This is a genomic window from Acidovorax sp. 210-6 (assembly GCF_010020825.1).
Taxonomy (GTDB): Bacteria; Pseudomonadota; Gammaproteobacteria; order Burkholderiales; family Burkholderiaceae_C; genus Simplicispira; species Simplicispira sedimenti.
This window is the reverse complement of the sequence record NZ_JAACJE010000001.1, coordinates 1,442,344-1,455,820: the sequence shown is the minus strand read 5'-3', so window position 1 is coordinate 1,455,820 and position 13,477 is coordinate 1,442,344. Positions and strand designations below refer to the sequence as shown.

The window sequence follows — 13,477 nt, the reverse complement described above, 5'->3', positions numbered from 1 at the left end:
TTCTGGTGGTGCCGGTCGGGGGCTACTTGTTCGCGCCCCGTTTGAGCAGCCGGCTCTGGAGTTCGGAATCGGCGCGCGCGCGCTCGAGGAACTGGGCACTGGTGGACCCTTGCACCACGAAGCCCTCCGCCACCAGCTTGTGCCGCAGCGGCTCGCTGAGCACCACAGCGCGGATCGCATCGCTCAGCTGGTCGACCCTGGCCTTGGGCAGCCCTGCGGGAGCGACCACGCCGACCCAGGACGCAGCCTCCATGCCCGGGAAGGTCTCACTGAGCGTCGGGACCTCCGGCAGCAAGGTGGACCGGGTGGGCCCGCCGTACGCGAGCGCGCGCAGCTGACCGCTCTCAATATGGGCCAGGGCCGCCGGCAAGGCGCCCATGATGTAGTCGAAGCGCCCGGCCAGCAGATCCGCCAGGTAGGCGCCACCGCCGCCGTTGTACGGCACGCGCAGCGCCTGGAAGCCGGCCTTCTCGGCGAACAGCGCCGCATTCAAGGTCGTCGACGTGCCCTCGCCGATCGCGCCGTACGTCACCTTGTTCGGGCCCGCCTTGCCGGCGGCGATGAGGTCGTCCAGGGTCCTGTAGGGCGTGCGGGCGGAGGTGACCAGCACGTGCGGCGCGGTCACCACGAGGCTGACGAACTCGAAGGACCTGAACGGATGGTAGGCAAGGCTCGGGTAGACGAGGTGGTCCACGGCGTGCGAGTCGTAGACGATCCCGAGCATCGATCCGTCGGCCGGCGCACGCGCGACCTCGCTGATGCCGATGGTCCCGCCGGCGCCGGGCTTGTTGAGCACGAGGAAATTCTGGCCCAGCTTCTCCGTCAACCCATTCGCCACGTAGCGGCCCACCTTGTCGGTGGTGCCTCCAGCAGGGTACGGAACGACCACCGTGACCGGCCTGGGGCTGGCGAAGATGGCGGGGGCGATGGCGCCCAGCGGCACGCCCAGCAAAATCGATCTGCGTTTCATCGTTGTCTCCTTGATGTCTTCCGTTCTTCCCTTGGACAGCAGCCCTGCCCCACCCGGTGCGCGGCCGCACCGGCTGGCGGCTCTCCGATACACGGTGCTGCGTGGCCGGCCGCAGCGCGGCAGGCTCAGTTCACTCCGCGGGCCTTGCCCTCCCAGTACGGCGCGCGCAACGCCTTCTTGTCGATCTTCCCGACCTTCGTCACCGGCAGGCTGCCCGTGATCTCGATCGTCTTGGGCGCCTTGATCGAGCCGATGTTCGCCTTGGCGAAGGCAATGAGATCCGCCTCGGCGGGGCAACACTGGGGCTGCGGCACGACGAAGGCCTTCACGGCCTCGCCCCAGCGTTCGTCGGGCACGCCGATCACCGCCGAGGCCTTGACGTCCGGGTGCGCCTCCAGGACGCTTTCCACCTCCGACGCATAGACGTTGAACCCGCCGGAGATGATCATGTCCTTGGCGCGGTCGACGATATGGAAGAAGCCGTACGGGTCCACGCGGGCCAGGTCACCGGTATGCAGCCAGCCGTCCCTGATCGTCGCCTCGGTCAGCTCGGGGTTGTTCAGGTAGCCCAGCATCACGTGCGGCGCCCGCACGCAGATCTCGCCCACCTCCCCGGAGCCGGTGCGCGCCTGGCCGTCCTGGCCGACCAGCTTGATGCTCACGCCCGGATAGGGCTTGCCGGCCGCCATGAGCCGCTGCGGATCCTCGTGCACATGCTCCTGCGCCGACAGGTACAGGATGGCGCCGGGCGCCTCCGACTGACCGTAGCTCTGGACCAGCACCGGCCCGAACAGCTCCAGCGCCTGCCGCAGGCGGGCGGGCGACGCCGGAGCGGCGCCGTAGGTGACCCTGCGCAGTTGCCCGCGCTGGATCCGGGCCACGTCCGGGTGGTCGAGCAAGGCGTACAGCATCGTCGGCACCAGGAACAGCGAGTTGACCCGGCCGCTGGCGATCTCCGCGGTCACGCGCGCCGCATCGAACCCGTTGTGGATGACGACGCGCCCGCCCATCCACAGCACCGGGGGGATGAACGAGCCGCCGCCGTGCGAGATCGGCGAGGCCACGAGCAGCCGGGTATCGCCGTCGTAGCCGTTGGCGATGACGTGCAGCATCGTGGCGTAGGTCAGCGCGGCCGAGGCGATCATCACGCCCTTGGGCTTGCCCGTCGTGCCGCCGGTGTAGTTGAGGCGGGCGCAGCCCTGCGGGTCCGCGGCCCCGGCGAACGAGCGCAGCGGGCGCTGCGGCTGCCCGGCGGCCGCGGTGGCCAGCTCGTCGTGGGTCGCGCGCAGGAATGCGTGCCCGCAGGACGCCGCCAATTGCTGCGCGCGGCCGGCACGCCCTGCATCGACGATCACCAGGGCGGGCCGGCTGTCCTCGATGGCGAAGCGATGGTCCTCCAGATCGCCGTTGTATTGCAGCGGCACCAGGGTGAAGCCTCCGACGTAGGCCGCCGCGACCACCAGGAAGGCCTCATAGCCGTTCGCCGCGATCTGCGCGATCCGGTCGCCCGGCTTCAAGCCCAGGGCCCGCAGCGCGCCGATCGTCCTGGCGACGTCCGACGCCAGCTGCGCATACGTCACCTCGGCGCCGTCGCACTCGATCGCCACCCTGGCGCCGGAGCGCTCGAACGCATGGACCAGCGCCTCTCCCATCGACGCCATCGCGTTTGCCTGCATTGCTTTCCCTTCCATCCACATCGGTTGCACCGAAGTCTAGGAAGGGCGGCGCGCCCGTGGTGCCGCGAAGTTCCACATACAGGGAACTTCGCGCGAATGGCCGCGCGCTAGGGCGTGACGGGGACGGCGAAAGCGTCGGCCGGGAAGCGGGAGCGTTGCAGCAGGCTCTCTTGCAGGACCAGCGCTTCCGCATAGAGCGCGTCCAGCACCGACTGCTCATGGCTGCGGCTCATGCGGCCCAGGGTCGTGGCCACGCTGATGGCCAGCAGGGGCCGTCCCGACCCGTCGTTGATGCTCACGCCGAGCGACACCACCCCGTGCGCCACATGGTTCGCCATCCGGGCGAAACCCAGCGCGCGCGTGCGCTCCACCATCTCCTGGACGTAGGCCGAGGAGACGCCGGCGAAGGCCTCCAGCCGCTTGCGGTTCGCCGCGTTGATCACGGTCACCTGCTCGTCGCTCAGCTGGCTGAGCACCGCCATCCCCATCGAGCCCACCCCCAGGGGATGGACGCGGCCTTTCGGCGGCACGATGGGCGGGCGCACTTCGGCGCCGATGCGGTGGTCGATGCACACGGACGAGGCGCCACACCGCTTGCCCAGGAACACGGTGTCGCCCGTACTGCAGGCGATGCGGTCCAGCGAAGTCTCGCACAGCGGGCGCACGTCGTAGCGGTAGGACGAGACCAATCCCATCTCGTAGGCCAGGGGCCCGAGCCGGTACCTGCGCTGCTCGTCACGGGACAGCAGTCCGGCGCCGACGAGCTCCAACAGCAGCCGATGGGTCGTGGACTTGTTCAGGCCCGTGGCCTCCACCACGTCCGAGAGACCCAGTCCGCCCTGGCCCGCCTGCATGATCAGCGAGGCGATCCGCAGGCCCCGCCCCAGCGTCTGTGCGCCGTCACGCCTGGCGCCGTGATCAAACGGTACAACCATGATGTCTCCCAAGATGGTTTCGGATGCCATGCCTGTGCCCGGACCGAGACCAGAGCGCCGGACGATTCTTGTCATATTTTGCAGCCTTACCCCGCCGCCCCTTCCCAGGGGCGTGCGAGCGGCAGCGGGCCGACGCCCCATCCGGCGGACTGTCCGGCAAGGGTGCGCAGCGCCGTCAGGGGCGCTCCGCGCGGGCGCGGCCGCTCACCGCGGCGCGAGGGACTGCGGATCCAGCGTCACGACCGTGGCGTCTCGCCGCCGCGGTCGTCCGCGCCGGGAGGGTCCTCGGCCAGCAGCCGATGGCGCTCCTCGGGCCGGGTCAGCCCGGGCAGCACCCGGCTGGCCACCAGCCAGCACACCCCGAAGGCCGACAGCGCCACCGCCTCGCCGTAGAACACGATGCGCGGCAGCCGCGCCTCGATGCCCAGATCGTCACCCCAGATGCCATTGACCAGCAGCACGGCCATGGCCGCGACCATGGCCCAGAAGCATGCGAGGTACAGCCTCGCGCGCCAGTGCGCCTGCCGGTGGGGCTTGCTGCGCGCATGCCGGTAGAACGCGATGCAGAAATACGCCAGCACCGAGAACATGACGGCGGCGCAGGCATAGTGGACATAGGGGATGATCTCCTCGCGGCCGCCGCACTTGCAGGGAAACATGGCCACGCCGAGGCCCGCCAGCGCCGCCACCCGGGACAGGACCATGTGCGCCCGGGTCTGCCCGTTGTACGAGAGCAGGAAGGCCGAGATCGCAAACAGGAAGCCGACGAAGATGTTGCGCGACCAGTCGCCCGCGAAATACGACTCGCTGATGGATGCGAGCGGGCGCTCGAGTGTGGACACCCAGCCGGTGACGGAAGCGATCGCAATGGCGATGACGCCCACGATCAGCTTCGTGGTGAGCTGGTTGATCTCGGGATACCGGGGTTTCCTGATGACGCGCATGATCTCTCTCCTCCTGCGAATGCGTTGTACCGGAACCGAGGGCATGCCGCCACAGCTGAGCAGCGCCGCGCCGTCCGGTTCGCCGCTTGGCCAGGGGGCGGCCGCGGGCGGACACCGCTCCATGCTGCCGCCGTGCGGGTCGCCTGAGCCGCCCGCGCCACGTCAGGCCGCCTCGGCCAAGCCGGGCGCATCGAGCGGCCGGTCGCCGATGACGATGCGAAACGGCGGCAGGCCGCGCAGCAGCATGCGGCCCCAATGCGTTCTCCCGAGCCGCGGATCCAGCACCGTCACCGTGCCGTGGTCGTCGTCCGTGCGCAGCAGCCGCCCCGTGGCCTGCGCCAGCCGGATGCCGACCTCCGGCACGCTGCGTTCCAGGAATGCGGAGCGCCCCTGTGCCTCTATCCACTCGCGGCGCGTCTCTTCCAGCGGGTTGTCCGGCACGGAGAACGGCAGCTTGGCGCAGATGACATGGGTGCAGTACTCGCCCGGCAGATCGACGCCCTCGGCCAGGCTGGCCAGACCGAACAGCACCGAGCGCTCGCCCGCATCGATCCGGGCACGGTGGCGCTCGAGCAGCTCGCGCCGGGAGCATTCACCCTGCATGAGCACGCAGGCCTTCAGTTCGTCGGGTAAGGCTGCCTGGACCTCGCGCATCTGCCGGGCCGAGGCGAACAGCACCAGCGAGCCGCGCTGGCGCGCCAGCAAGGCAGGAAGACGCCGCACGATCTCCTGCCCATGGGCGGCCGCATCGCGGGGATCGGCGCGCACTCCCGGGATATGCAGGACCGCCCGGCGCCCATAGTCGAACGGCGATGCCAGCGCCAAAGGTTCCAGTGCCGCATAGCCTTGCAGTCCCGCCTCCTCCAGGAACATGGCGAAGCGCCCGCAGGCGCGCAAGGTCGCCGACGTCAACACCGCAGCGCCGACCTTGTTCCACAGCAGTTCCCGCAGCCGCGGCCCGCCGCTGATCGGCGCCGCGCAGACCAGGAAGTCGTCGCCACCGCCCGAACCCGCATGGCGCTCCACCCAGCGCGCCACGGGCAGCGGATGCTGCGTCTCGTCGCACAGCATCCAGTCCCAGGTCGCGACCAGCTCCTCCAGTTTCGGGAAGTACCCCCCGAGCGTGGCCAGGTGCGGCTGCACGGCCTCGGCACGATCGCCTGCGCGGTCCACGAGCGCCGTGCGGAGCGTCAGAAGGTCCTGGCCCATCGCGCGCGCTGCGTCCAGCACGGCAGCGCCCGCTTTCCGCACCTCCACAGGCAGCACGCCGCCTGCGAAGCGGCTGATGCGTTGCTGGCCAGCGAACTCTCAGTGCCGCCCCACGGCCTCCAGCAGGCGCTCCAGCGCCGCGCACAGCCGCGCGGCAGGGAGGGCAGGATCCGGGAGATCCGGGCCGAACCGGCCGAGCCGCAGCGCCGTGACGGCGGCGCGGGCATCGCGGGCCGCATGGGACACCCAGGAGGCCGCACTGCACACGGAGTGGCGCGAGGCGCAGTGGTCCACCACCTTGGAGGGCAGGCTGTGCGCCTCGTCGAAGACTACCAGCGCCTCGCGCAGATCGGGCAGCGTGCTGCCGGGCTCCATGTCCGCTGCCGCCAGCACGAGGTCGTGGTTGGCGATGGTGAGGTCGGCCTCCTTGGCACGCTGGCGGGCCTGGTAGAAGGGGCAGCGCGCATAGCTCGGACAGCGGCTGCCCAGGCAGCCCGGGCGGTCCGTCGTGACGCTGGCCCAGACGGACTCCGGGATCACCTGCGGCCAGGCGTCGCGGTCTCCGCACCAGCGGCCGGCATCGAAGGCCTCGGCCAGGCGCGAGAACCAGCGCAGCGGCCGCACGCCGGCACCGTCCGCCGCCGCGTCGTCTTGCTGCCCGGGCGCGTCGCGCGGCTCGACCGCGGCCTGCTGGTCCAGACGCTGCGCGAGCCGCGCCGGGCACAGGAAGCGCCGCCGGCCCTTGGCCACGACGTAGGAGACCGGGAACGGCAGAAAGCGCAGCAGGTCCGGCACGTCCTTGTGCAGCAGTTGCTCCTGCAGCGTGACGGTGGACGAGGACACGACCAGCTTGCGGCCGCGCAAGTGCGCCAGCACCAGTGCGGGCAGCAGATAGGCGACCGTCTTGCCGGTGCCCGTTCCGGCCTCGATCACGGCGAGGTGCGCTCCGTCGCTTCGCTCTGCGTCGCTGGCATCGACGCGGGCAAGCGCGTGCGCCACCGCCGCGATCATCTGCAGCTGCGGGCGGCGCGCGCGGAACCCCGGCGATCGTTCGCGGATCGCGTCGAGACACCGTTGCATCAGCTGCTTCTCGTCGGGGGTGAGCATGGCCCAGCATCGCCCCCGTTTCGGCCCGGTCAACCCCGGCGGCGACCGCGAGGCGCAGGCAGCGCATGGCATCGCAGGCTGCGGCGCAGCGCCCTGGACCCGAGCAAGTGCCGCCGCGGGACCGGCAACGATTCCAGGCTTCCGGCGCTGGCTCCTTATCCCGGCGGATACGCTGCAGCACGCCCTGTGGCCGCGTCAAGGTCGCAACTGCGGCACTTCCTTCCCCGGGGGCACGTGCCCTCTAGCGCCGCGCCCGGCGAGCCGCTACCGGCGCCCCGTCCGTGCTGTGGGATCCACAGGCCGAAAGCGCCGTGCTGGAGACGCTGCGGCTTGGCAGATCCAGCAGCATCTGCTGCCGGACCCGCAGGGCGAGCACGCGCGGCGCATGCGCATGCACCTGCGGGCGCGGCATCGCGAGGCGTCACGGACCGCGCCCTGAGGCCGGTGCCGCGGCCCTGCCCGTCCCGATGCCGGGCGGCGCGGGGCCGCAGCCGACTCCGCCGCGCCCGAACTGCCCCAGGTACCTCCGGATTGACGCCGCATGCAGGTGTGGCCCAATCAACCACCGCACGATCACAAGAAGAACCGCACGTTGGACTCCACCACTTCCATTTCCGCGACAGGCTCCAGGTTCGAGCGGCGCAAGCAGGCGCGCCCGGGCGAATTGCTGGAGGCGGCGCTCGCGCTGTTCGTCGAGAAGGGGTTCGCCGCCACCCGCGTCGACGAAGTGGCAGCCCGGGCGGGCGTCTCCAAGGGCACGCTGTTCCTGTACTTCTCCACCAAGGAAGACTTGCTCAAGGCCGTGGTGCGCGAGGTCATCGCAGGACGCTTCGCCGAATGGGGCCGCGAGCTGGACAGCTTCGAGGGCAGCACGGAAGAACTGCTGCGTTACTGCATGCAGGTGTGGTGGCGGCGCGTGGGGGACACGCCGGCCGCGGGCATCTCCAAGCTGATGCTGTGCGAGGCACAGAACTTCCCCGAGCTGTCGGACTTCTACCGGCGCGAGGTCATCGAGCCCGGCAACGAACTGGTCGGCCGCATCCTGCGGCGGGGTGTCGAACGCGGCGAGCTGCGCATTCCCGAAATGCAATACGCCGTCAAGCTCGTGCTCGCACCCATGCTCTTCCTCTCGCTGTGGGAGCATGCGGGAGGACTGCGCACCCCGCAGCCCAACGACTTCGACCAGCAGCGCTTTCTCAGCCTGCACGTCGAGGCACTGCTGCACGGTTGGCGCGCCACGCCATCGGTACCGTCGCCCGCGGCGTGAGTTCCTCCTGCTTCGGCCTTTGCCTCTCTCCAACCGGCCCGCCGACGAAGCACCTCGCGTCCCGGGCCGGCAGGGGTCGGCCCAGGGGATCAGCCACGTGCGCCGGTGGGCTCGGAAGACGAGCGCGCGATGTCTGCAAGGTCGCTCACATAAGCCTGCAGCAACTGGCGGGCGGACGGTTCGGTCGTCGCAGCGGTCCGGTAGAAGCATTCCAGCAGCAGTTCGTCATCGAACTCGCTGATCGCGAGCAGCAGATCGAACCCGCCATCACCGCCCCGATCACCTGACGCGTCGGACTCGAGCAGCCGCGCGATGGTCGCCTCTCCCAGCCAGCACCGCGTGTACCGGAAAGCCACGCCGCCCCGCGCGTCGGCGTATGCCATGCCGGGGCCAGCACCGCCCGCGATCGCCCGGCGCATGTCCTTCGGCATGGCCGTCTCGTCGCGCGGCTGCACGGCGCCACCGGCGACGCCGCGCTGCATCGCCCCACCCTGGCCCGGTTCCGGCCAAAGAACGGTGATCGATGCCTCCCCATGCAGTCCTTGCCGGTCGAGCGCCAGGCCGAACATCGCCAGCAGCATTTCGGCGAGACGGCATCCGCTGCGCCGGGCGGCGCGCCGAAGGTCCCATACCGCCCCATCGGTGATCAGGAGCGAAAGCTGGCCATGGGTCTGTGGCGGCTGCACCGCGGCGCCTGCGCGCCGCGGACCCGGTTCACGGGCATCCGGCGCCATGTCGGCTGCCGCAGACGGCGGCGGTGGGGCGCCAGGCGGACCGAGATCTGCCGGCAACCTGCATGTGGGATCGCACATGGGGTCCATCAGCTCGACAGCCGTCCCTGCACTTCGACCCAGCACGCGAAGAGCGGTTGCCCGCCGATCACCACCGGCGGCGCCGCGCGGTGGGCGGCACAGCCGGCTCGCCGCAGCAGCCGTTCCACGCCGAGCGGAGACACCGTGATCAGGCGCTGGACGCCGTTGTCGGCCGCCAGACGCAGCACCTCGCGCAGCAGCTGCAGGGTGACCGGCGACGAGAACTGGCCCAGGGGATGGGCCCCCGCCTGCGCGAAATCCACGGCCGCGAAACGCGACAGTTCCCAGACGTCGGCGCGCCGCGGCGGCTCGACGCCCCCCATCAGCTGCGGGAACACCTCGCCGAGCAGATAGGGCTTGTCGGTCGGCATCAGGCGGGCGGTGCCGACCAGGCGGCCGTCGTACTCGCGGGCGGCCAGATAGATGGTGTCGGGGCGGTCGAACTGGTCCAGCTCCAGCCCCTCGCGGGCCGGAAGCTCCCATCCGAGCGTCTCGATGAACACCTTGTGCCGGTAACGCGCAATGCCCTCGAACAATTCCGGCGACAGGGACCTCGGGGTGCCTTCAATAATCTCCACATCGGCCTCCAGCAACGACTGACGAGCCGCCATTGCATCGTCAGCCCGCGCTTTGCGGTACTACCAACTGCTGGAGGACACTTATAGCGTGCAGCGCAACAGGACCTGCCGCGGGTTGTCGCGCCACGGCAGCGCGTCCACCACGGTGCCCAGGACTTCGAGATTGCGCCGCCAGGCGTAGTCGGCGCCATGCCGGTCGATCAACATGACGTTGCTGCGGGGCCAGCCCACGCGCGCCAGCCCGAGCACGCCCGGCGCGCACACCAGCCGCCAGTCCCAGCCGATGCTCAGGCACGGCGCGGCGCGGCTGAACCACTCGCTGTAGCCGCAGATCGCGGTCTGTGCGCCGCACCGCGCAATGTCCTGGGGGTCCTGTTCCAGCCGCGAAAGCATGTGCTCCAGCCGAAGGTCGAGCATGGCGTCCAGCGACAGCCGCACAAAGCCATCCGTGCTGGACAGCCAGGGACCTTCACCGTACGCGGGACCGTATTGCCATGTCATGTCGTCATCGTGCGCCTATGCCGCGGGCCGGGCGCTCCGCCGCGCGCACCCGACAGTTTCGGAGAGCGGCGGCGGCCCGTCAAACCGTCGCTGCGCTTCTCACGACAGCAGGCCCATCGCGAGCGCGCGAACGGCGGCGGTTGCCTTGTTGGGCGAATTCATCTTGAGGGTCGCGTTCTTGACGTGGTAGTTCACCGTATCGATGCTGATCGAGAGGATGAGCGCGATCTCCCCGGCGGTCTTGCCGTCGATGGTCCATTTGAGCACTTCCGTCTCCCGGGCCGTCAGGTCGGCGCCCGGCGGTCCGTACAGCCTGGGCTTGAAGTGGCGGCCCAGTGCCATGTGCGCGATGTTCACCAGCCAGGACATCTGCATCCGCTTGTCCGCCATCTCCGTGCCGGTGATCGGCTCGGACGAGCGCGACAGGCTGAGCATGCTCGTCACCCCGTACGCGTCCAGGCTCGACTGGCACCAGCCGTAGCGCAGGCCTGCGGACTGCGCCTCGGACCACAGCCCCGGGGTCGATGCGAAGACCTGTTCGCTCCAGACGAGCGGCACCTGGCTGCTGCGCCCGTGCAGCACCGTGGGGTCGACGCGCACGTAGCCCGCCTCGAGATACCGGTGCTGCCACACCGCGGGGTAGTCGTTGACCAGCATGACCTTCGGATCGGTCACCGGCAGGGGCACGCGCAGCCCGAACGCGCACCACTCGAAGCCCAGGCCCCTGGCGGCGAACGCGATATGGGCGAACACCTCGTCCTCGGCGCCGTCGGGGTCGATGGCCTGCATCAGGGATCCCGCCCAGTTCTCCATGGCTCTTCTCCCGCCCACCCTCCTTCCAGAGAATCCCCACGGCGGCGGGCGCACCGTGCATGGACATGGAACACACTGGTCTACCTTGTGGGCGGCCAACGACTCCCCGCCGCCAGCGGATATTGCTGTCGGCAGGCCGCCCGACACGCAGTGCCGGGCAACGCAACTACCGATTTTGCTGCGATTGCACGGAAATCGGGCAGGTTATTCCGGCGGACCGTCCCCTGGAGCGGGCAGACGCAGGCCACCGGACGGCAGCCGCTGGCGCTGTTCGGTCGTCCGGTGGGTTGCATGCGACGCTCCTCAGCGGCTGGCGCGCCCGGGCTCGCGCTGCAGCAGGGCCAATGCGCGGGCCACACCCAGCCGCGCGTCGCCTCTGCCGAGGCGCACGAGCGCCCGCTGCAACTCGGCGACGAGCGGGGCGTTCTGCGGCACGAGCGCGTTCCAGGACAGGTCGGCGGACTCCGCGCCGGCGAGCGCGCGCCGAGTGGGCGCCCGGGCCCCGAACACATCGATCGCGCCGTCGCCAAGCCGCACGTCGCGCTTCAGCTCGCGCAGCGCCTGTGTGGCGGCCAGGGCGTAGGGCTTGAGCGGATCCGCATCGGACCAGTCCTTCAATGCGGCGGGCCGCTGCAGCGGCCGTGGCGCAGGCTCGACGCGCGCGTAGAGCTCATGGCAGCGCTGCAGGTACCGGCGCTTGCGCAGCGCCACGGAGGGAGGATCGCCGGGCCGGGGCCGCAGCGCCTCGCGCAGCCGGCGTGCCGGGCCGTCCGCGGGGTTCCCTGGCGGGTCGGTGCTTGCTCTGGAGGCGGCAGAGGCGGGCCCCAGCCACCCCGGCCAGTCCCTCGGGGCGCCGTGCGCGATCGCCCTGCCCTCCCAGGCCTCGACGGGCGCGCTGCAGAAGGACCGGGCCGCCTGTCCAAGTCCCGCGGGGCCGAGGAAGACCAGGCTGAGATCGGCGCGGCCGTCGAGCCGGGGCGCCACGCCGAGGAACAAGTCGGCGCGGCGCGTCGAGAGCAGATAGCGCGCCAGCTCGTTGCGCCGGTCCCAGGGCTCGTTGGGATAGCCGAACCGGCGGAACAGATAGGCAAAAAGGTTGCCGTACTCCAGCTGCGTGCCCACGGTGGCCGCGAGCACGGGGTCGAAGGGGCGCGCGGCGCCATGCGCCGGGCGACGCACCGTCGCGAAGCTCAACACCTCAAAGGACCCCGCGCCGTCCGGGAGCGAGGCCAACTGCATTCGAAAGGACATGTCTGACACCTCCGCCTGCATCTTCCACGCCTCGCACCGGGCTTCAACCCCCGGCCGTGGCCAGCCGCAGGGCCCCGGGCTGGTCTGCCAGCCGGGGCGGTCGCGCAGTGTCGCGGGCGAAGGCGGCCGGCCGACCCCGGGGTAAGGCAGTGGGATGCGTGCAGGCGGATGCGTGCGGGCGGATGCGTGCGGGCGAAGCGATGGATGCAGCGGCGGCACCCAGGGGCCGCTGCGGTTGCCGGTGCCGCGCGCAGCGCCGGCGCGGCTGCGGCGGGTCGCGGCCGGATGGCAGGGCCGGGAGCGTGCGCTTCAGCTGTCGGCGCTGAAGCCGATGCTCTTGACGATCGGCTCCCACTTCTTCTGGGCATCGCGCAGCGCCTCCGTCAGTTGCGCAGGCGTGGACGGCGACACCTCCATCCCGAAGGACGCGAAGCTCTCCTCCACCTCCTTGGACGCCAGCGCGCGGTGCACGGCCGCATGGAGCTTCTGCACCGCGAACGCGGGTGCCCCGGCGGGCAGGTAGACGCCGTACCACTCCTGGAACACCATGTTCTTGAAGCCCTGCTCCACCAGCGTGGGCACCTTGGGCGTGAACCGGCTCCGTTCGGACCCGGTCGTCGCGAGGAGCCGCAGCCTGGGCTGGTTCAGGAAAGTGCCCAGCGGGCTGCAGAGCGCCGGAAGGTTGCCGCCGATCATGTCCGTGATCGCCGCGCCGGAGCCCTTGTAGCCGATGTGGGTGATCTCCACGCCCGCCGCCCTGCCGAGCGAGATGGCCGCGAAATGCAGCGTCGACCCCGTGGCGGGCGAGCCCATGCTGGCGCGGTCCGGGTGCGCCTTGTACCAGGCCATCAGGTCGTTCACCGTCCGCACCTGCTCCGGGACCGCGGGGCCGACCGCGATGCCGCAATCGAGGGTTGCGGCCATGGACACCGGCGCGAGATCCGCCGCCGGGTCATAGGGAAGCTTGCGGTAGGTGAACGGATAGACGCCGAGCATCGACATGGGGGTGACGAGAATGCTGGCGCCGTCGGGCGCCGCGGCCTTGACCGCGACCACGGCGAGCTGACCGCCCGCCCCGAGGCGGCTTTCCACCACGACGGCCGGCGCATAGTCGTTGACGAGCCGGTCCCCGATCTTGCGGGCAACGACATCCGTGGTCGTGCCCGGCGGAAAGCCCACGAGGATGCGCGCCAGTTCGGGCCCCGGCGCCGCGCGCAGCGGACCGGACGCGGCCAGCGCCATCGCAGCCGACCCGGCCTGCAGGATCCTTCTCCTCGAATACGCCATCGCTGTCTCCTTTGTCTCTTTTGTTGCGGGCCGGTGCGCGCGGGGCCGCCCAGTACCGTGTTCGCCAGGAGAGTAGCCAAGGCGGCAGCTTGCGTCCAATGCAATTTAAGCCGCCTAGCGTTGCAAT

Annotated in this window: 13 protein-coding genes; 1 reads left to right on the top strand and 12 read right to left on the bottom strand. The window is 70.5% G+C overall.

The window, feature by feature from the left end:
- Positions 1-22: 22 nt before the first annotated feature.
- The 6 genes from GWK50_RS06705 to GWK50_RS06680 all read right to left on the bottom strand — a co-directional run bounded on the left by GWK50_RS06705 (position 23) and on the right by GWK50_RS06680 (position 6,841).
- Entirely contained in the window at positions 23-970 is a 948-nt protein-coding gene (locus tag GWK50_RS06705) for a tripartite tricarboxylate transporter substrate-binding protein (protein ID WP_063840196.1), read from the bottom strand.
- Positions 971-1,095: 125 nt separating this feature from the next.
- Positions 1,096-2,646: an AMP-binding protein gene (locus tag GWK50_RS06700; RefSeq protein ID WP_059400391.1), complete on the bottom strand. Its 1,551-nt coding sequence runs from the start codon at positions 2,644-2,646 to the stop codon at positions 1,096-1,098.
- A gap of 107 nt (positions 2,647-2,753) precedes the next feature.
- Complete coding sequence (locus GWK50_RS06695) at positions 2,754-3,611, bottom strand: IclR family transcriptional regulator (protein ID WP_059400390.1); 858 nt, start codon at positions 3,609-3,611, stop codon at positions 2,754-2,756.
- Between the two features lie 206 nt (positions 3,612-3,817).
- Positions 3,818-4,525 carry a hypothetical protein gene (locus tag GWK50_RS06690; RefSeq protein WP_059400389.1) on the bottom strand — a complete coding sequence of 236 codons (708 nt, stop codon included), beginning with the start codon at positions 4,523-4,525 and terminating at the stop codon, positions 3,818-3,820.
- Between the two features lie 162 nt (positions 4,526-4,687).
- A complete protein-coding gene (locus GWK50_RS06685) occupies positions 4,688-5,791 on the bottom strand; it encodes a helicase C-terminal domain-containing protein (protein ID WP_162015749.1) in 1,104 nt (367 codons plus the stop codon).
- A 42-nt stretch (positions 5,792-5,833) separates the two neighbouring features.
- The gene (locus GWK50_RS06680) at positions 5,834-6,841 is read right to left on the bottom strand and encodes a DEAD/DEAH box helicase (protein ID WP_162015748.1); all 1,008 of its coding nucleotides are present in this window, start codon (positions 6,839-6,841) and stop codon (positions 5,834-5,836) included.
- A 541-nt stretch (positions 6,842-7,382) separates the two neighbouring features.
- On the opposite strand from GWK50_RS06680, the gene GWK50_RS06675 reads away from it, so the two are divergent.
- On the top strand, positions 7,383-8,108 hold the full coding sequence (locus GWK50_RS06675) for a TetR/AcrR family transcriptional regulator (RefSeq protein ID WP_082136773.1): 726 nt from the start codon (positions 7,383-7,385) through the stop codon (positions 8,106-8,108).
- Between the two features lie 89 nt (positions 8,109-8,197).
- Here the strand turns inward: GWK50_RS06675 and GWK50_RS06670 are convergent, their stop codons facing one another.
- From GWK50_RS06670 to GWK50_RS06645, 6 genes are all read right to left on the bottom strand, one after another.
- Positions 8,198-8,842: a hypothetical protein gene (locus GWK50_RS06670; RefSeq protein ID WP_139222806.1), complete on the bottom strand. Its 645-nt coding sequence runs from the start codon at positions 8,840-8,842 to the stop codon at positions 8,198-8,200.
- Between the two features lie 86 nt (positions 8,843-8,928).
- Positions 8,929-9,531 carry an acyl-homoserine-lactone synthase gene (locus GWK50_RS06665; RefSeq protein ID WP_092939581.1) on the bottom strand — a complete coding sequence of 201 codons (603 nt, stop codon included), beginning with the start codon at positions 9,529-9,531 and terminating at the stop codon, positions 8,929-8,931.
- Between the two features lie 48 nt (positions 9,532-9,579).
- The gene (locus tag GWK50_RS06660; RefSeq protein WP_059400386.1) at positions 9,580-9,999 is read right to left on the bottom strand and encodes a DUF4902 domain-containing protein; all 420 of its coding nucleotides are present in this window, start codon (positions 9,997-9,999) and stop codon (positions 9,580-9,582) included.
- A gap of 99 nt (positions 10,000-10,098) precedes the next feature.
- Complete coding sequence (locus GWK50_RS06655) at positions 10,099-10,788, bottom strand: autoinducer binding domain-containing protein (protein WP_092939644.1); 690 nt, start codon at positions 10,786-10,788, stop codon at positions 10,099-10,101.
- Positions 10,789-11,115: 327 nt separating this feature from the next.
- A complete protein-coding gene (locus GWK50_RS06650; RefSeq protein WP_139222805.1) occupies positions 11,116-12,063 on the bottom strand; it encodes a hypothetical protein in 948 nt (315 codons plus the stop codon).
- 309 nt (positions 12,064-12,372) lie between these two features.
- Positions 12,373-13,350 carry a tripartite tricarboxylate transporter substrate-binding protein gene (locus tag GWK50_RS06645; protein WP_063840195.1) on the bottom strand — a complete coding sequence of 326 codons (978 nt, stop codon included), beginning with the start codon at positions 13,348-13,350 and terminating at the stop codon, positions 12,373-12,375.
- Positions 13,351-13,477: the final 127 nt, after the last annotated feature.